The 18062-nt window shown below is 66.5% G+C and carries 20 protein-coding genes; 11 read left to right on the plus strand and 9 right to left on the minus strand.

The genetic code is table 11. From position 1 onward, the window contains the following. Positions 1 to 9: 9 nt before the first annotated feature. Complete coding sequence (locus ACT6SE_RS08745) at positions 10 to 387, minus strand: DUF4180 domain-containing protein (protein ID WP_046430235.1); 378 nt, start codon at positions 385 to 387, stop codon at positions 10 to 12. A 144-nt stretch (positions 388 to 531) separates the two neighbouring features. Here ACT6SE_RS08745 and ACT6SE_RS08750 point away from each other — a divergent pair, with 144 nt between their 5' ends. After that, positions 532 to 1818, plus strand: coding sequence for an alpha/beta hydrolase family protein (locus ACT6SE_RS08750; RefSeq protein WP_444811139.1), 1287 nt, complete (start codon positions 532 to 534; stop codon positions 1816 to 1818). Between the two features lie 54 nt (positions 1819 to 1872). Here the strand turns inward: ACT6SE_RS08750 and ACT6SE_RS08755 are convergent, their stop codons facing one another. From ACT6SE_RS08755 to ACT6SE_RS08770, 4 genes are all read right to left on the minus strand, one after another. After that, positions 1873 to 2331 carry an SRPBCC family protein gene (locus ACT6SE_RS08755; RefSeq protein ID WP_046430239.1) on the minus strand — a complete coding sequence of 153 codons (459 nt, stop codon included), beginning with the start codon at positions 2329 to 2331 and terminating at the stop codon, positions 1873 to 1875. A gap of 2 nt (positions 2332 to 2333) precedes the next feature. Then, positions 2334 to 2666, minus strand: a complete 333-nt coding sequence (locus tag ACT6SE_RS08760) for an ArsR/SmtB family transcription factor (RefSeq protein ID WP_014646883.1) — start codon at positions 2664 to 2666, stop codon at positions 2334 to 2336. 10 nt (positions 2667 to 2676) lie between these two features. Continuing rightward, the gene (locus ACT6SE_RS08765) at positions 2677 to 3132 is read right to left on the minus strand and encodes an SRPBCC family protein (RefSeq protein WP_046430242.1); all 456 of its coding nucleotides are present in this window, start codon (positions 3130 to 3132) and stop codon (positions 2677 to 2679) included. Positions 3133 to 3316: 184 nt separating this feature from the next. After that, positions 3317 to 3772 carry a MarR family winged helix-turn-helix transcriptional regulator gene (locus tag ACT6SE_RS08770; protein WP_046430244.1) on the minus strand — a complete coding sequence of 152 codons (456 nt, stop codon included), beginning with the start codon at positions 3770 to 3772 and terminating at the stop codon, positions 3317 to 3319. A gap of 38 nt (positions 3773 to 3810) precedes the next feature. Between ACT6SE_RS08770 and ACT6SE_RS08775 the strand changes: the two genes are divergently transcribed. The 3 genes from ACT6SE_RS08775 (at position 3811) to ACT6SE_RS08785 (ending at position 7583) form a co-directional block, all read left to right on the plus strand. After that, complete coding sequence (locus ACT6SE_RS08775; protein ID WP_440570739.1) at positions 3811 to 4947, plus strand: FAD-dependent oxidoreductase; 1137 nt, start codon at positions 3811 to 3813, stop codon at positions 4945 to 4947. Positions 4948 to 5147: 200 nt separating this feature from the next. Then, entirely contained in the window at positions 5148 to 5672 is a 525-nt protein-coding gene (locus tag ACT6SE_RS08780; RefSeq protein WP_046430248.1) for a GNAT family N-acetyltransferase, read from the plus strand. A 141-nt stretch (positions 5673 to 5813) separates the two neighbouring features. Then, on the plus strand, positions 5814 to 7583 hold the full coding sequence (locus ACT6SE_RS08785; RefSeq protein ID WP_046430250.1) for an oleate hydratase: 1770 nt from the start codon (positions 5814 to 5816) through the stop codon (positions 7581 to 7583). 47 nt (positions 7584 to 7630) lie between these two features. On the opposite strand, the gene ACT6SE_RS08790 is transcribed toward ACT6SE_RS08785, so the two are convergent. Next, positions 7631 to 8470 (minus strand): oxidoreductase, encoded by an 840-nt coding sequence (locus tag ACT6SE_RS08790; protein ID WP_046430252.1) that lies wholly within the window; start codon positions 8468 to 8470, stop codon positions 7631 to 7633. 108 nt (positions 8471 to 8578) lie between these two features. Between ACT6SE_RS08790 and ACT6SE_RS08795 the strand changes: the two genes are divergently transcribed. The 3 genes from ACT6SE_RS08795 (at position 8579) to ACT6SE_RS08805 (ending at position 10826) form a co-directional block, all read left to right on the plus strand. Beyond that, positions 8579 to 9523: an AraC family transcriptional regulator gene (locus tag ACT6SE_RS08795; RefSeq protein ID WP_080342739.1), complete on the plus strand. Its 945-nt coding sequence runs from the start codon at positions 8579 to 8581 to the stop codon at positions 9521 to 9523. Positions 9524 to 9645: 122 nt separating this feature from the next. Next, the gene (locus tag ACT6SE_RS08800) at positions 9646 to 10233 is read left to right on the plus strand and encodes a TetR/AcrR family transcriptional regulator (protein ID WP_046430255.1); all 588 of its coding nucleotides are present in this window, start codon (positions 9646 to 9648) and stop codon (positions 10231 to 10233) included. Between the two features lie 92 nt (positions 10234 to 10325). After that, complete coding sequence (locus ACT6SE_RS08805; protein WP_046430257.1) at positions 10326 to 10826, plus strand: hypothetical protein; 501 nt, start codon at positions 10326 to 10328, stop codon at positions 10824 to 10826. Positions 10827 to 10837: 11 nt separating this feature from the next. Here the strand turns inward: ACT6SE_RS08805 and ACT6SE_RS08810 are convergent, their stop codons facing one another. The 3 genes from ACT6SE_RS08810 to ftrA form a co-directional block, all read right to left on the minus strand. Continuing rightward, on the minus strand, positions 10838 to 11233 hold the full coding sequence (locus ACT6SE_RS08810) for a chemotaxis protein CheW (RefSeq protein ID WP_444811140.1): 396 nt from the start codon (positions 11231 to 11233) through the stop codon (positions 10838 to 10840). Positions 11234 to 11409: 176 nt separating this feature from the next. Beyond that, positions 11410 to 11844 carry a BLUF domain-containing protein gene (locus tag ACT6SE_RS08815; RefSeq protein WP_046430266.1) on the minus strand — a complete coding sequence of 145 codons (435 nt, stop codon included), beginning with the start codon at positions 11842 to 11844 and terminating at the stop codon, positions 11410 to 11412. Between the two features lie 94 nt (positions 11845 to 11938). Further along, positions 11939 to 12940, minus strand: a complete 1002-nt coding sequence (gene ftrA, locus ACT6SE_RS08820) for a transcriptional regulator FtrA (RefSeq protein WP_046430268.1) — start codon at positions 12938 to 12940, stop codon at positions 11939 to 11941. A gap of 328 nt (positions 12941 to 13268) precedes the next feature. Between ftrA and ACT6SE_RS08825 the strand changes: the two genes are divergently transcribed. The 4 genes from ACT6SE_RS08825 to ACT6SE_RS08840 all read left to right on the plus strand — a co-directional run bounded on the left by ACT6SE_RS08825 (position 13269) and on the right by ACT6SE_RS08840 (position 18056). Beyond that, the gene (locus ACT6SE_RS08825; RefSeq protein ID WP_046430272.1) at positions 13269 to 15845 is read left to right on the plus strand and encodes a TonB-dependent receptor plug domain-containing protein; all 2577 of its coding nucleotides are present in this window, start codon (positions 13269 to 13271) and stop codon (positions 15843 to 15845) included. 117 nt (positions 15846 to 15962) lie between these two features. Continuing rightward, on the plus strand, positions 15963 to 16544 hold the full coding sequence (gene msuE, locus ACT6SE_RS08830; protein WP_046430274.1) for an FMN reductase: 582 nt from the start codon (positions 15963 to 15965) through the stop codon (positions 16542 to 16544). A gap of 157 nt (positions 16545 to 16701) precedes the next feature. Further along, positions 16702 to 17064, plus strand: coding sequence for a DUF3088 family protein (locus ACT6SE_RS08835; protein WP_032960011.1), 363 nt, complete (start codon positions 16702 to 16704; stop codon positions 17062 to 17064). 14 nt (positions 17065 to 17078) lie between these two features. Beyond that, positions 17079 to 18056: an MsnO8 family LLM class oxidoreductase gene (locus tag ACT6SE_RS08840; protein WP_046430277.1), complete on the plus strand. Its 978-nt coding sequence runs from the start codon at positions 17079 to 17081 to the stop codon at positions 18054 to 18056. Positions 18057 to 18062: the final 6 nt, after the last annotated feature.

An 18062-nucleotide genomic window follows, 5' to 3' on the forward strand; every position in this document is an offset into this window, starting at 1 on the left:
GGGCGGCGTTCAGCCGGCGCTGGCGGGGGCCGAAAGGCGCGCCAGCAGGGCGCCCCAGTCGGCCACGAAGCAGCCGTCGCGGCCGCGGTTGCATTCGGTGATCCACGCGTCCAGCGATTCGCTTTGTGCGCGGTGGGCGCTGACGGCGCCCAGGACGGCGAAGCGCAGGCGGTAGTTCACCAGCATCTGCAGCCATTGCCCGGCCATGCCGGAGCGCAGCTCGAAGAAGTCCGCCGGAAGGCGCTGCACAGGCACGGCGATCCACTCGGCCTGGTGCCCAAGGGCATCGCCGACCAGGTCGCGTAGGGCGCTGGCATCGAGCATCGGGCCCTGCGGGTCGACGCGCAGGATGCGGGTGGTGCCGATGTGTTCCAAGTGTGGGTGCATGACGCTCTGAAGTCCGTATCGTCCTTCCAGTATGGCCGTGGAAGGGGAGCGACGGCGAGCGGTTGCAGCATGAATCTGGCGAACGAACGCGCTAGGCTGCGCCGGGCGCCCGCACGAGGCGGGTTCACGATACCGGGGAAGGGCATGGCAGGGTGGAGGAGTCGTTCGTTGTTGAGCGCGGTGCTGGTGTGTTCGGGGCTGCCGATTGCAGCCGCCGAGCTGTGCACGGTCAGTGCCTACGGTGACGGGCAAGGCAACATCGTGGTGCTGGGCGCACCCGCTGCGGCGCCGGCCACAGGCCAGCGCTATCTGATGCTGGACGGGCGACGTGGCGCCACCGGTGATGCCAACGCGCCGGTGAGCTGCAGCGACGATGTGGTCAGCTTCAGGTCGCCTGCGGGAGCGACGCAGCGCTGGCAGCGACTGCCGACCCGCGATACCGAGACGACGTTCAGCAGTGCCGGAACAAAACTGGTCGGGCAGCTGATCGAACCAGCCGGTCCGGCCGACCCCAAACGGCCGTTGGTGGTGCTGGTGCACGGCTCGGAACGCACGATGGCAGTGGCGGCGATCTACCAGCGCATGCTGGTGGCGCAGGGTATTTCGGTGTTCGCCTACCAGAAGCGTGGCACCGGCGATTCGGAAGGCGAGTACACGCAGAACTTCGAGCTGCTTGCCGACGACGCAGCGGCTGCGCTTGCCAAGGCGCGCGAACCGGCGAGAGGCCGGTTCGGCCGCGCCGGCTACTTCGGTGGCAGCCAGGGCGGGTGGATCGCACCGCTTGCGGCGACGCGCTCGCAGGCGGATTTCGTGGCGATCGGTTTCGGGCTGGTGGTGTCGCCGATCGAGGAGGACCGCGAGCAGCTGTTCGACGAGGCACGCCGCATGCAGCTGGATGCAACGGCGATGAAGCAGGTCGGCCAGCTTTCAGACGCGACCGCGCAGTTGATGCGCACGCATTTCAATGAAGGGTTCGAGGCGCTGGCGAAGGTGCGTACGCAGATCGGTGCCGCACCGTGGGCAAAGAACATCAGCGGCGAATACAGCGGCGACATGCTGCGCATGAGTGATGCCGACCTGCGCCGGATCGGCCGAGCGCGCTTCGACAACCTGGAACTGATCTGGGACTACGACGCCGAGGCCGCGCTGCGCCGCCTGAAGGTGCCGTTGCTGTGGGTGCTGGCCGAGCAGGACCGGGCCGCGCCGATTGCAGCCACCCGCAGCATCCTGGGGCGCCTGCGCGTATCGGGGCAACCGATCGACACCTACCTGTTCCCGGATACCGACCACGGCATGGTCGAGTTCCGCACCGATGCCGAGGGCAACCGGGTGTCGACACGGATCACCGACGGCTACCTGCGCCTGCTGGCCGATTGGATCAAGCAGGATGTGCATGGCAGTTATGGACGTTCGCGCAGATTGAGCGATTGACCGGATGGGGAGCGCTGGCGGCGGATGGCGCTCCGCCGCCGATTGCGGCACGACTCAGTTCGGCTTCGCAAACACATCCAGCCCCTTGCCCGTCTCCAGCAGCGACTTCAGGCTGGACAGCACGATCGGCCAGCCCTGGCGGATGCCGGTATCCATGCCGCTGCCGGGTTCCAGTTCCTCATGGGTAACCGTCAGCCGCACCATGTCCTGGTAGGGCACGATGTCGAAGGTGACGCGGCTGTAGGCAGCGGGATTGTCGGCCTGCGAGGCGGCTGCCCAGGTGATGACCAGGCGCGAGGGCGGGGTGCTTTCCACCACTTCGCCGACCAGCTCGACCGAGCGCGTTTCATTTGCACGCACGTGCTGCCAGCGCGAGCCCGGTCTCCAGTCCGAGACGTTCTCGTGGCCCCAGTAGCGACTGGCGATCTCGGGGCGGGTGATGGCCTCGAACACCTTCTGTGGCGTGGACGCGATGTAGATCACGTGGATGAAGCGGGTTGACTCTGCGGACATCGTCATTCTCCTTCCAGCTCTCGTTTCAGGTCATGCAGCAGGCTCAGGCGCTGCTGCTCGAACTTGCGTACCCAGCGTTCGTAGACTTCATGCAGGGGCACCGGGTTGATGAAGTGCAGCTTCTCGCGGCCACGGCGCACGGTGCTGATCAGGTTGGCGTCTTCCAGCAGGCCCAGGTGCTGGGTGACCGATTGCCGGGCCATGTCCAGGTGTTCGCACAGCTGGCCCAGCGTCTGCCCGTTGTCCTTGCAGAGCAGATCCAGCAGCGTCCGGCGCGTGGGATCGGCCAGTGCCTTGAACACCTTGTCTGCGTCGCGCAGGTGGTCTACCGCCATGGGGAGGTCTTCAATTCCAGTTGTCGATCCTGACGTCGTGTGGGTTGGGCTGGCCCTTGCCGGTTTCCAGCAGTGCCTTCAGGCTCATCAGGAACACCGCCCACTTGGTGCTGCAGTGGGAGGTGAACTCGACACGCTCCTTCCAGCCTTCGTGCGTGAACAGCACGATGCAGTAGTCGCCTTCCTGCTTCAGCGCGAAGCGCGCGTGGGTGCCGATCCATTCGGCGGGGCCGGCGAGGAACCGCCACAGCACGAGCTCGCCTGGAACAAGCTGCTCAAGCTTCATCTCCATGGCGCCGATTTCCTGGCCGTTGTTGGTGAAACGGACCTTGACCGTGCCGCCGGCTTCGCGGTCGCCGTGCGCGTCTTCGGCCCACCAGGCGGCCACGCCTTCGGGGGTGGCCAGCGCCTGGTACACCTGGCTTGCGGGGGCCTTGATGCCGACCCTGTGTGCGATATCCACCATTGCAGGTTCCTCGCGATGGGCCGGCAGGCGCCGCCCTCGAGTGGACTATATGCAGGTAAATGCCTGCATGTCAAACCCCGCCACGAACGCCCGGGCGTGGTAGTGCCGGCCGCTGGCCGGCATCCCGGTGGCGTTGGGTGACTGCAGTTGCCGGCCAGCGGCCGGCACTACCGGGGGCGATGCTTCAGTTCTCGCCGTCCTGAAGGGCGGCATGCAGTTTGTCGGTGATCCGCTGCAGTGCGGCACGATCATCCGCGGAGAGATGGTCGAGAAAATACCGGCGGACACCGGCGGCGTGTACCGGCCGTGCCGCGCGCAGCTGCGCGTGCCCTTCTGTGGTCATGCGGATCACTACGACGTTTTCGCTGTCGGTATCGCGTTCGATCAGGCCACGGCCCGCCATGCGGGTCAGCTGGTGCGAGAGGCGCGTCTTGTCCCATTCCAGGTAGTCCAGCAGTTCGCGCTGGCGGCGGCAGCGATCCTTGGACTGGTTCAGCTCCATCAGCACGATGAAGTCGGCCCTTGAGAGCCCGGTGCTGCGGGTGATGTCCTGGACGATGCGGCCGGAGGTGATTTCTGCCATGCGCCGGAAGCCGCGCCAGGTGGCCCGTTCGTCGGGTGTGATGCTGGGGGAGGTCATGGCCGAACGTTGCCGGGCAATGGTTGACATGTCAACCCTTGCGGCATACGGTTGACGTATCAACTAACCAGGATCGCGCCATGCAGCACCCTCCCCGCATCGCCGTCATCGGCGCAGGCCCCGCTGGCCTCACCGCTGCGCTCATCCTGCATCGGGGCGGTCACCGCGTGAGCGTGTACGAGGGCGAAGCATCCGGGCAGCAGCGCACACAAGGCGGCACGCTGGATCTGCACGACGATTCCGGGCAGGTGGCGCTGCAGCGCGCGGGCCTGCTGGAGGCCTTCCGTGCGGTCGCACGGCATGAGGGGCAGGAGGCGCGGATGGGCGATCCGTGGTCCGGGGAGATCACCACCGGCGGGTTCGGGCCGGAAGGGAGCAAGGACAAGCCGGAGATCGACCGCGGCGACCTGCGCCAGCTGCTGCTGGACGCGCTGCCGGCGGACACGGTGCAGTGGGGCCACAGCCTGGCCGCGCTGGTATCTGCACAGGCGAACGGCCACGGCCTGCGATTCGCCAACGGCGTGCAGCGCGAGGCGGACATCGTGATCGGTGCCGATGGTGCGTGGTCGAAAGTGCGCGCGGCCTTGAGTACGTGCCAGCCGCTGCCCACCGGCATTACCTTCTTCGAAGGTTGGATTGCACAGCCTGCTGCGGACATCGCAGCGATGGTCGGGCAGGGCAGCCTGTTCTGCTTTGGCGGCGAGGAGGCCCTGTTCGTGCAACGCAACAGCCGCGATCGGCTCTGCGTGTATGCGGCGCTGAAGCGCTCTTCCGAATGGCTTGATGCACAGATCGCGCAGCACGGCATACGGACGCTGGTGACAGGCTGCTATACCAGGTGGGCCACGAACCTTCGGCGCCTGCTGGAGGCCTGCACGGACTTCGTGCGGCGGCCGATCTACAGCCTGCCAGCGGATTTTTGCTGGGCCCCGCGCGATGGCGTGACCTTGATCGGCGATGCGGCGCATCTGATGCCGCCGGTGGGCGTGGGCGTGAACCTGGCGATGCTGGACGCGTCGGATGTGGCGATGGCGTTGTGCGCGCGGCCGGATGCGATCAGCGCGATGCGCGACGCCGAAGTGCTGGTGCGTGAACGCGCCCGCGCCCTGATGCCGGATGCGATCGAGGGGTTCCAGCGCTGGTTCACTACCGGAGGGGATGCTCCACGCGGTTGATGAAGCGTCGAGTCTGTACGCACCTGCGACACTGGGAACAGCAGCAGATTCCTGGCGGCGCGCTGGAAGTCACATGGACTTCCGACTGCTTTGGTCCGGTACAGGTGGCCACGCTGGGGTACGCGCTAGACTGGTTGAACCGGCCGATGCTCCCCCTGTTTTCCAGGGTTGGGGAGCGTGGTATGACAGGAGCGGAACGCATGACTGAAACCGGAAAGGACGCCTTGAACATCCGCCGCGCCAGCGCGGCCGATGCCCCCGCAGTGTTGGGGCTCTTTGACGAGGTGATCGAGTGGTTCGTGTCGATCGGCAATGTGCAGCAATGGGGCAGCGAACCGTGGTCGATGATGCCGCGCCGGATTGCCCAGGTCACCGAGGCGTGTGCACTGCCAGGCGCATGGGTGGCGCAGAACGAGCAGGGCGACGTGCGGGCGTTCCTTGCACTGGGCGAGTCGATGCCCTATGTGCCGGCGCCCACCGGGCCGGAGCTGTATGTGCGGGTTCTGGTGGCCTCGCGTGATGTGCGCGTGCGTGGCATCGGCCGCCGCCTGATGGCGTTTGCCGACGAGCAGGCGCGCGCTGCCGGTGTCGACCATCTGCGTGTGGACTGCTACGCCGGAGGCAGCGGCGACCTGGTGCGCTTCTATGAATCCTGCGGGTATACGCGCATCGCGCCGTTCAACGTGGACGGCTGGCCAGGCATGCTGCTGGGAAGGACGCTCTGACACGGCTGCGTCATTCCGTCGCAGCCTGCGTGCAGGAAACGATACACCGGTTCGGCGCTAGAGTAGGGTCATGACCTGCATCGGATGGCTGTGTCATTCCGCTGCCGGTTCCTGATGACCCCCTCCAGGAAGGTGCAACGCATGTATTACAGCAGTGGCAACTACGAAGCTTTCGCGCGCCCGCGCAAGCCGGCCGGTGTGGATGGCAAGCGCGCCTGGTTTGTGGGCTCGGGCCTGGCCTCGCTGGCCGGCGCCGCGTTCCTGGTGCGCGACGGCCGCATGGCCGGTGAACGCATCACCATCCTTGAACAGCAGCAGATTCCTGGCGGCGCGCTGGATGGCCTGAAGGTGCCGGAGAAGGGCTTCGTGATCCGCGGCGGCCGCGAGATGGAAGACCACTTCGAGTGCCTGTGGGATCTGTTCCGCTCAATTCCGTCGCTGGAGACTGAAGATGCCAGCGTGCTGGACGAGTTCTACTGGTTGAACAAGGACGACCCGAACTATTCGCTGCAGCGTGCCACCATCAATCGCGGCGAAGATGCGCACACCGATGGCCTGTTCACGCTGACCGAGCAGGCCCAGAAGGACATCATCGCGCTGTTCCTGGCCACCCGGAAGGAGATGGAGAACAAGCGCATCGACGAGGTGCTGGGCCGCGACTTCCTGGACAGCAACTTCTGGCTGTACTGGCGCACCATGTTCGCGTTCGAGGAGTGGCACTCAGCGCTGGAGATGAAGCTGTACCTGCATCGCTTCATCCACCACATTGGCGGCCTGCCGGATTTCTCGGCGTTGAAGTTCACCAAGTACAACCAGTACGAATCGCTGGTGTTGCCGCTGGTGAAGTGGTTGCAGGAGCAGGGTGTGGTGTTCCAGTACGGCACCGAGGTGACCGACGTCGACTTCGATCTGCAGCCGGGCCGCAAGCAGGCCACGCGTATCCACTGGATGCGTGATGGTGTAGCCGATGGCGTGGATCTGGGCGCGGATGATCTTGTTTTCATGACGATCGGTTCGCTGACCGAGAACTCGGATAATGGCGATCACCACACCGCGGCGCGTTTGAACGAAGGACCGGCGCCGGCCTGGGACCTGTGGCGCCGCATCGCCGCGAAGGACGAGGCCTTTGGCCGCCCGGACGTGTTCGGCGCGCATATCCCGCAGACCAAGTGGGAATCGGCGACAGTGACGACGCTGGATGCGCGCATTCCGGCCTACATCCAGAAGATCGCCAAGCGCGACCCGTTCAGTGGCAAGGTAGTGACCGGCGGCATCGTCAGCGTGCGCGACTCGCGCTGGCTGATGAGCTGGACGGTGAACCGCCAGCCGCATTTCAAGAACCAGCCCAGGGACCAGATCGTGGTCTGGGTGTACTCGCTGTTTGTGGATACGCCGGGCGACTACGTGAAAAAGCCGATGCAGGAGTGCACCGGCGAGGAGATCACCCGCGAGTGGCTGTACCACCTGGGCGTGCCGGTGGAAGAGATTGATGCGCTGGCCGCGACCGGTGCGAAGACGGTGCCGGTGATGATGCCGTACATCACGGCGTTCTTCATGCCACGCCAGGCCGGTGACCGCCCGGACGTGGTGCCGGACGGTGCGGTGAACTTCGCCTTCATCGGCCAGTTTGCCGAATCGAAGCAGCGCGACTGCATCTTCACCACCGAGTATTCGGTGCGCACGCCGATGGAAGCGGTGTACACCCTGCTGGGGATCGAGCGCGGCGTGCCGGAGGTGTTCAATTCCACGTATGACGTGCGCTCGCTGCTGGCCGCCACCGGTCGCCTGCGCGATGGCAAGGAACTGGATGTTCCCGGGCCTGCGTTCCTGCGCCATCTGCTGATGAACAAGCTGGACAAGACCCAGATCGGTGGCCTGCTACGCGAGTTCAAGCTGGTGCAGGAAGACTGAGCAGGCAGGGGGAGGCCGCCGGTGAGGGCATCGGCGGCCTCAAGATCTCACGCTACGCCGTCGGTCGAACGGCTCAGCTGTTCCCACGCGTCGATGCTACCGGCCATCGATGCCAGCTTTGCCCTCACCAGCTGCAGTGCATCACTGCCCAGCAGCAAGTGGCGGGGAGGAGCGTCGCTGTCGATGACCTGCAGCATGGCCTGCGCAGCCTTCACTGGATCACCGGGCTGGTGGCCACTCTTCGCCTCACGCGCGCTGCGGATGGGATCGAACAATGCGTCGTAGTCGTCAATGCTGCGCGGTGCCCGCACCATCGAGCGGCCTGCCCAGTCGGTGCGGAAGGAACCCGGCGCGACGGCCGTGACGTGGATACCAAACGGCGCGACTTCCTTGCCAAGCACTTCACTGATGCCCTCCAGCGCGAACTTGCTGCCGCAGTACCACGCGATGCCCGGCATCGTGATGAAACCGCCCATGGAGGTGATGTTGAGGATATGGCCGCGGCGCCGGGCGCGCATGTGCGGCAGCACGGCCTTGATCAGCGCGGCCGGAGCGAACACGTTCACCTCGAATTGCTGCCGCAGCTCGGCGAGCGTGGATTCTTCGAGGATGCCTTCGTGGCCGTAGCCAGCGTTGTTGACCAGCACGTCGATGCTTCCGATGTTGGTTTCGATATCGGCGACGAGCGCATTGATGGCGGCGGTATCGGTTACGTCCAGCAGGCGACCGAATGCGCGGCCGGGAGCGAGCGCTTCGAGTACCTGGCGGTCGGTTTCGTTGCGCACGGTGCCGACCACGCGGTGGCCGGCCAGCAGGGCCTGCTGGGCAAGGGCGCGGCCGAATCCACTGCTGACACCGGTGATGAGGAGAAAGCGGGAAGGGGGCATGAGGGGGCGTTCGTGGTGGGCAGGGCTTGCACGTTAGTTCTTGAACGACCGGGGTCACAGGCCTAGGATTCGGCCATTCTTGCCTATTCCTCTGGAGTGCCTGTGCCTGTGGTCGATTCCCTGCAACGGCAGGTGCAGGCGCGCATGGTCGGCCTGCTGAAGACGCTGGCGGTGGAGGAGGGCTATACGCTCACGCGCCTGCCGGGGGTGCGGTTGCTGCGATCGGACCGGCCACTGGCGCGCACGCCGGTGTTGTACGACCCCGGCATCGTGATCGTCTGCCAGGGGGTGAAGCGTGGCTATCTGGGCGGGCAGGTCTACCAGTACGACGCCCAGCACTACCTGGCAGTGTCGGTGCCGGTGCCGTTCACGATGGAAACCGATGCGTCGGCCCAGGCGCCGCTGCTGGCGATCTACTTGCATCTGGATCTGCAGCTGGCGGCGGATCTGCTGATCGAACTGGGTGAACAGGAGGGCACCCCGGCGACACCGGCGCAGGGCATGATGTCCAGCCCGATGCAGGCGCCGATGCAGGCCACGGTGCTGCGCCTGCTGGAGGCACTGGCTGAACCGTTGGAGGCTGCCGTGCTCGGCCCTGCGTTGGTGCGTGAGGTGTACTTCCGCGTGCTGACGGGTGCACAGGGCGGCGCAATGCGCGAGGCGCTGGCCATGCGCGGGCGCTTCGGCAGCATCGGCAGAGTGCTGCGGACGATCCATGCCGGATATGCCACCGCCCTGGACGTGGGGCAACTGGCCACCGAAGCGGGCATGAGTGTGGCGACCTTCCACGACCACTTCCGCGCGATTACCGGCACGTCGCCGATGCAGTACGTGAAGTCGACCCGCCTGCACCAGGCACGGTTGCTGATGCTGCGGCAGGGGATGACTGCCGAAGCGGCATCGCTGGCGGTGGGGTATGCCAGCCCGTCGCAGTTCAACCGTGAGTTCAAGCGCCTGTTCGCGTTGCCGCCGGCGGCCGAGGTCGCGCGGATGCGGCGCAGTTTCGCGCTGCCACCTCCGCCAGCCGATGCGGTGTACGTGTCTTCGCATTGAGGGGCAATCGAAGGTCACGTTGCCAGCAAGCCGGCCAGCGGCCGGCTCTGCCGGGAATGATGCCTGGCGGGTGCAGCAGAGAGGGGTTGACAGGCCGTCTACCTACTAGTAGGTTTATTGCCATGAAAGAGTCGCTCTCGCCCAAGGCACAGGAAATCCTGGCGCATGCCCGTGCGCTGCTGGAAGCCGGTGGCTACAACGGCTTCAGCTACGCCGACGTGTCGGCGCGGGTGAACATCAGCAAGGCCAGCATCCATCACCACTTCCCCAGCAAGGCGGATCTGGTGCGCACGGTGGTCGAGCTGTACCGGGCCGAAGCGCGCGAAGGCCTGGCGCTGCTGGACCGGCAGTTGGCCGACCCGCTGCAGGAGCTCAACGCCTATGTGGAGTACTGGTCCAGCTGCATTGCAGGGGGTACGTCCTCGTTCTGCATCTGCGCGATGCTGGCCGCCGAAGCGCCGATGATTCCGGCAGAGATCGCTGAGGAAGTGCGCGGCCATTTCGAGGACCTGAGCGGCTGGCTGGCAGTGACGCTGGAGAAGGGCGTTTCGATGGGCCAACTGCAGTTGCAGGGCTCGGCGGCCGATGAGGCCAAGGCGTTCATGTCATCGGTGCACGGCGCGATGCTGGCCGCGCGCGGTTTCGGTGATGCGGCGACCTTCGCGGCACTGGCGCGGTTGGCGATTGCGCGGGTGAGCGCGGCGTCCTGAGAGATGTGTGGTGGGCCTGCGGCGACGCGGGCCTTCTTTTTGAGTCCAATGCCTACCTACTAGTAGGTTCCTTCTGTCCCTGGAGATGTCCCATGTCCCACCCTCTGTCCACACTTGGCGTGATCCATACCGCTGTCAGCCTGATCCCGGTGTTGAGTGGCCTGTATGCCTTCATTCGCCACCGCGCAATCGATCCCGCCACGCGCGCGGGCAAGCTGTACCTGGTGGGGCTGGTGCTGTCGGTGGCCACCTCGTTCACCGTGTCCAGCACGGGCGGGATCAACCCCGGCCACGCATTCGGGGTGATCGTGCTGCTGGTGGCATTCGGCGGCGTGCTGGCCGCGCGGCTGCGCTGGCTGGGGCGCGCCGCGCGTTACCTGTCGACCTTCGCACTGTCGTTCAGCTTCCTGCTCTCGTTGGTGCCCGGCGTCAACGAAACGCTGACCCGCTTGCCGGCGGCGCATCCGATTGCTGCGGCACCGATGGCCCCGGTGGTGCTGCACACGCTGCTGGCCTGCCTGGTGGTGTTCATGATCGGCTTTGCCGCGCAGTGCTGGAGGCTGCGAAACCGTGCCTTTGCAGGACGATCCTGAGACGCCGCCGGTCACCCCGGCGCGGCAAGTGCGCCCAGCAGTGCCGCCGGTTCGATCAGTGCAGCCGAGCGCGCCGGATCGAGTTGAATGTGCCGGCTGCAGCAGAACGATTGGCCCGCTGCAGGCTCGGGGGTGTTCGCGCTCGCGTCCGGCGTCTCGATCTCCAGCACTTCGTCCACGGCCAGCGCCAGGGTTGCGGTGCCGGCGTTGATCAGCAGCATGGCCGGGCTGCCACCCTCGAATGCCGGTTGGCCGCTCATGCGGCGCAGGTCGACGACGGGTAACGGTTGCCCACGGACCTCCAGGGTCGGCCTGCCGTTGCGGTCTGCAGGGCCGAATGCCTCCGGACCGCGGATTTCGACCGCCGCCTGGATGTCGATGGCGAACAGGACGGTGCCTGCACGCATGACGACGATCTCGAACAGGTCGGCAGGCGATGCGCGTGTTTCCGTTACAGGGTGGGCGGGTACGGGCATGCGATGGGCGTGGCGAAGACGATGGGAAAGGAGATCTGGATGATGACGCCTGGACGCAACGCGCGGCCACGTCGGCGTGCGCGTGCAAGGCGATGGTTCAGTGTCTATCAGGCGGCTGCGCGTGGCGCGCCGACGCTGCCGACGCGTGGAAAATGCGGACGCAGCAGGCCGACGAGCTGGTCCATGCCCGGAATGGAGTGGCCGAACTCGTCCCAGCGCGCATTCACCAGGCCGGACACCACGATCTGCCCGGTCTCGATGTGGGTCATTGCCCAGTACGGAACGGCACGCGCGCTGATGGCCATGTCCAGTACCGGCACGACGGCAGCATGCGAGCGGCTGTCATGGATGCGGCGCTTGACCGCTTCCAGGGCGTCGGGCGGGCCTTCGATGTACTGGAAAAACCGCTGCCCGTCGACGATCAGCGCACCGGTAACGTCCACCCGGCGATTGAACGTGGCAGATTGCGAGACGATCTGGTGGAGGGCTTGATTGGACAGCCCAGCCGACATGCGGCTGGAGTAAGCAAATGCATGGAGCATGGAAGGGGCTTCTTGTGACGCACGTCACTATACGCACGCAAGCCCGGACCGTCGTGAGGCTTTGCTCACGCCACGCCTGGCTCCGCGCACTGGATCAACAGCCCACCAACCGGTCGGCACCGAGACCGCCGCGATGCTGGCTGCGGTACTCGGTAGGGCTCGCGTCAACCTGACCGCGGAAGTGCCGACGGAACGATTCCTGCGAACCAAAGCCGGCCTGTTCTGCAATCCACTGCAGCGGCCGGTCGGCGGTTTCCAGCAGCTCGCGCGCGAAAGCCACGCGTTCGCGGATCAGCCAGTCGATCGGCGACAGGCCGGTGGCCTCCAGGAACTGCCGCTGCAGCGTGCGTTGGCTGAGCGCGGCCTGCTCGGCGAGGCTGCCCAGTGAGTGGGGCTCGCGCAGGTTGCGGCGCATCCATTCCATCAGCTTTGCCAAGCGGGTGGGCTCGCCGTGGGGAATGGCGCGGCTGACGCGCTGGCTGCGCCCGGCATCACGCCACGGTGCCAGGACCAGCCGTTCGGCCACCAGGTTGGCCACGCGCGCGCCGTAATCCTTGCGCACCATGTGCAGCATCATGTCCATGCCGGTGGCCGAGCCGGCCGAAGTGATGATGCTGCCGGTATCCACGTACAGCGCATCCTCGCGCACATCGATGCGTGGGAACTCGCGTGCCAGCGCTTCGGTGAGGCGCCAGTGGGTGGTGGCCTGGCGGCCATCGAGCAGCCCGGCCCAGGCCAGCACGAAGGCACCGGAGCAGATCGAGGCGATGCGCGCGCCACGTGCGTGGGCACGGATCAGTGCATCGAGCAGTGCCTGCGGTGGGCGCTCGCTGGGTTCGCGCCAACCGGGGATGACGATGATGTCGGCGTCATCAACCGCGCTGAGATCGTAGGGAAGCTGCACCTGCGCATTGCCGAGCATGCGCAGCGCACCGGGTTCGCCCGCGCACAGCTGGGTGCGGTACCAGGCCACGCCGAGTTCCGGCCGCACCGGCGCGAACAGGCCGACCGCGCAGCCGAATTCGAACAGCCCCTGGCCGTGGCAGGCGACGATGGCAACGAGCGGCGCGGTGGGATCGGCGGGTGGGCTGGGCATGGCCTGATGCTACGGGTGGCGGTGCGTGGCGTTGCGTGATGCGCGGGCATGAGGTGATGCCGGGCGGGCATATGGGAACCGGGGTCGGATCCCTTCCGCAGGAAGGGCTCTGACCCCGTGGTGGGGAGGCGTGCGTGGGGGCAGAGCCCTTTCCTATGGAAAGGGATCCGACTCCGTGGGGGACCCCGTGCGTGTGCGCCGCCTAACGTCATTACCAGCGGTCATGTGGGTGGCCGGATGTTACGGCTGGGTGACGCGATCGCGCCTGTCGCACCAGGTGAACAGGCCCTTGAATGGAAGCGTGTTTCCGGCCCACCCACGAGCCCCCATGCCTGCCGCCCACGCCCCTGTCCTGAGCACTCTCGCTGTTCTGATCACAGCCATCCTTGCCACCTCGCCCAGCCATGCGGCTGAAGCAGACGCAGATCCTGCTGCCACCGCCGCGACGGCCAACGTGGCCGCGTCCACGCTGGATGCGGTGGTGGTGACCGGTTCGCGTACCAGCACGCGCACGGTGAAGAACAGTTCCACGCCCATCGATGTGATCTCTGCAGAGGACCTCGCCGCGACCGGGCAGGGCAACCTGCTGGAAGCGCTGCAGCGCAGCCTGCCGTCGCTGAGCCAGATCGGCGGCTACCAGAGCGACCAGGAGAGCCTGATCCGTGGCTACCAGCTGCGCAACCTGTCACCGGGCTACACGCTGGTGCTGGTGAACGGCAAGCGCCGCAATGCCAGCGCTTACGTGAGTGGCGCAAACGGTGGTGGCTTTCCGGGCCACGCCTGGGCCGACCTGGCGTTGATTCCGGTCTCGGCCATCGACCACGTGGAGGTGCTGCGCGATGGTGCGTCGGCCATCTATGGCTCGGACGCGATCACCGGCGTGGTCAACGTGATCCTGAAATCGCAGGCGCACGGTGGCGATGTGTCGGTGGAGAGCGGGCAGAGCATCGATGGCGATGGTTCGCGTACCAGCGTGCGCGCCAATGTCGGGCTGCCGTGGGGCCAGGATGGCTTCGTCAACCTGTCCGGCGAGAACACGCGGCAGCACCACGCGATCCGCACCCGTCGCTACATCGATGGCTACCTGAGCTATCCGGCAGTAGATGCCAACGGCAACCGGGTCGCACTGCGCCCGAACAATCGCTTGCCGACGGGTGCATCGCCGAACCCGGCCGAGGCCAACCGCGATGCCGAGGCCAACACCATCCTCAGTTCGCCGTCGTACGCGTTGAAGGCTTTCGCAGTGAATGCAGGCCATGGCCTGGGCGAGAGCGCGCAGTTCTACGCCAACGCCACGGCCAGTGACCGCACCGCGCAGGCGATCCAGAACTTCCGCCTGCCGGCGACCATCTTCACCACCTACAAGGCACCCGGCGTGCTGAGCGTGTTTCCCGATGGCTTCCTGCCGGTGCTGGAGACCAAGGAAAAGCAGTACACCGGCACTGCGGGCGTGAAGGGGCAGATCGCGGGCTGGGATTACGACGCCAGCCTGACCGGCAACCGCAGCACGGTGCGCACCTATACCCGCAATTCGGTGAACTACTCGCTGCCGTATCCCGGTTCGCCCACTGACTTCTATGACGGCAAGCTGGACTACCAGCAGGGGATCGCCAACCTCGACCTGCGCCGTGGCTTCGAGGTGGCGGCCTTTGCGTCGCCACTGGAAGTGAGCGCAGGCGCCGAGTACCAGCACGAACAGTACGAACGCGGGGCCGGGCAGTGGGAGTCGTACACCGGCTTCGGTGCAGCCGCGTTCGTGGGCTACTCCACCGCCGATGCGGTGAAGGCGACGCGCAACAGCAAGGCGGTCTATGTGGGCGCGGCCAGCAACATCACCTCGCGCTGGTATCTGGATGCAGCGGCGCGCTGGGAAGATCATTCCGACTTCGGCAGTGTCTCCACTGGCCGCCTGACCACGCGCTTCGACTTCACCGACGCGTTGGGTGTACGCGCGACGGTCAGCAACGGCTTCCATGCGCCCAGCCTGGGCGCACAGTTCTACCAGGCCACGGGCAGCTGCCCGTGCGGGACCACGCTGGTGGCGCAGGTGTCTTCACCGGCGGCGGTTGCGCTGGGTGCTGCGCCGCTGAAGCCCGAGAAAGCCACCAACTACAGCCTGGGCGTGACCTGGGACCCGAGCCCCGCATTCCATCTGGCCGTGGATGCGTACCAGATCGACATCCGTGGCCAGCTGGGCCAGTCCAGCCAGATCGGCTACAACGCGCAGGATCCGGCGCGCATCACCGACAACAGCGGTACGGTGCTGAGCGCGGCGCAGAAGAACACCATCGATGCGCTGCTGGGTTCCGCCGGCATCAGCATCCTGCCGGGTGATGCGTTCTACGCCAGCTACTTCACCAATGTGGGCAATACCCGCACGCGCGGTGTCGAGCTGACCCTGGAAGCCAACCAGGACACTGCGTGGGGCAAGCTGCGCTGGAGCTACGCGGCCAACGTCGGCCGTACCACCATCCAGAAGGTGAGCGACATTCCGGCGGCGCTGCAGGGGCTGCCGAACATCAACCTGCTGACCAAGAGCAGCGAATACGCGCTGCGCTTCCGCACGCCCAGCTACACCCAGGTAGCCGGGCTGGGCTGGCAGAACGGGCGCTGGCGTTCGAACCTGGATTTCACCTACTACGGACCGATCAAGCGCCTGAACAACGGCGTGGAGTACAAGCAGCCGCCGGTGCTGGTGACCAACCTGTCCGGCGGCGTGGAGCTGGGGGCGGGCTGGAGCGCGGCGCTGGGGATCAACAATGTGTTCGACAAGCGCACGCGCAAGGTGCCGGAGTACGCGCGCAGTGCTACCGATGTGGCCAGCATCGAGACGACCTGGGACAACGGCGACGTGTTGGGCAACGTCGGGGCGTATTGGTATGGGCGGATCAGTTACCGGTTCTGATCTGGGGCAGCCGAGCATGGCTCGGCTCTACAAAGGCGGGAAGCAGCCGAGCATGGCTCGGCTCTACAAAAGACGAAGGGCGGCCGGAGGTAGTTCGGCATTATCGAGGAGCAGTTCATGTCTTCTGCATTGAAGGTGGTTGCATTGGTGGGGTCGCCGACCAGTTCGGCGGCATCGCGCACGTTGCTGCTGGTGCGGCATATGCTGGCGTCGCTGCAGCAACGCGTGCATGCCAGCGTGGAGCTGGTGGAGCTGGCGCCGATCGCGCGCTCGCTGGGCCAGTCGTTATCGCGCGATGAGGCGGGGCCGGAGGTGGAACAGGCGCTGCAGAGCATCGAGGCCGCAGAGCTGCTGGTGGTGGCCGCGCCGGTCTATCGCGGCTCGTATCCCGGGTTGTTCAAGCACCTGGTCGACTTCGTCGGGCTGGAGGCGCTGGTGGATACGCCGGTGCTGCTGGCGGCGACCGGTGGCAGCGAGCGCCATGCGCTGGTGATCGACCACCAGTTGCGGCCGTTGTTCAGTTTCCTGCAGGCGCACACGCTGCCGATCGGGGTGTATGCCACGCCTGCCGACTTCGACGGCGAGCACATCAACAGTGCTGCCTTGCAGGCACGCATCGCGCTGGCAGCCGAGCGTGCGGCCGGCCACCTGGCGACGCAGGCGCTGACGGTAGCGGCGCCGCTGCGACGCATCGCCTGACGCCATAACCGGCGGCGCTTTGCTTATGGCCACGCCGCATCTGCATGGCCGGATCTGACCGCCGATTGTCGCCAGGCGTCGCTGCCGCAGCCGCCGGCATCTCTAGCATCGATATCGAAGCGGCATCGCATTGCCGGCCCAGATGAGGACCCCCCCAGTGACGCTCGACGCAGCAAGCAAACCCATCCTGTTCCTGCTCGATCGCGAGTTCGAGGACGGCCAGATTCCCGGCCAGCGCTTCTTCTGCCGGCACAGCCTGTTGCTGGAAGGTGCACTGTCGAGCATCGACGGCCTTGATGCGCAGCTGGACGTACGTCGCATCGGCTTCGCGCGGCCGCGCCGCGAGGTGATCGCCGAGATCGGCGAGCAGGACCAGTCGTTGCCCAAGCTGGTGCTGCCGCAGGGCGTACGCAGCGACCTGGCCAGTGGCGCGCACCAGGACCGGCAGTACATCTCCGGTGCCGAACCGATCCTGGCCGCACTGAACGGATTGCTCGGCATTCCCGTGGCCCACCCCTGAGCGAGGACGCGACCGTGAGCTATCAGATCAGCGTGCTGGACAAGAGCCCGGTAGCCGAGGGCGCTTCGCCGGAGCAGGCGCTGCGCAACAGCCTGCAGCTGGCGCAGCGCGCCGAACAGCTGGGCTATCACCGCTACTGGTTTGCCGAGCACCATGCCGCACCGACGTTGGCCAGCCCTGCACCGGAAGTGCTGGCGGCCTGGGTGCTGGCGCAGACCCGGCGCATCCGCATCGGCAGTGGCGGGGTGATGCTGCGCCACTACGCGCCGTACAAGGTGGCGGAGAACTTCAACCTGCTGGCGGCGCTGGCGCCGGGGCGCGTCGATCTGGGCGTGGGCAAGGCCCCCGGCGGCCTGCCGGCCTCGACTGCCGCGCTGGCAGCCGGGCGTCCGCCGTTCGCCGACTTCGACCAGCAACTGCGCGACCTGGAGGGTTATCTGGCCGGCGCCGAAAGCGAGGCGCTGGCGCGGCCGGTTCCGCAGCAGGCGCCGGAGCGTTTCCTGCTCGGCGCAAGTCCACAGAGCGCAAAGCAGGCGGCCGAACTGGGCTGGCGCTTCGTCTACGCCGCGCACTTCGATGGTGACCCGAAGCACATCGAGGCCGCGTTCGACGCCTATCGCAGCGTCGCCTCGCAGCCACCGCTGCTGGCCACGGTGGCCTTCGCCGCACCGACTGCTGAAGCCGCAGCGCGTCACATCGGTGCGCTGCGGGTCTACAAGCTGCACCTCGGTCCCGGGCAGGCGGTGAACCTGCCCAGCCCGGAGGCGGCTGTCGAGTACGCGCGCCAGGTGGGCGTACTCGACAGCCGCATCGAGGAAACACGCCCCAGCGTGCTGTCCGGCGATGCGCAGCACGTGCGCGGCGAACTGGATGCGCTGCACCGGCGTTTCGGCGTGGACGAGTTCATCCTCGATGCGCCGGTGGCCGACCTCGACGCACGCCTGACATCCCTTGAACTGCTGTCGCCCGCGCCGCGCGCGGCGGTGGCCTGACCTGCA

It is taken from the genome of Stenotrophomonas sp. LC732 (genome assembly GCF_052446685.1).
GTDB lineage: Bacteria > Pseudomonadota > Gammaproteobacteria > Xanthomonadales > Xanthomonadaceae > Stenotrophomonas > Stenotrophomonas muris.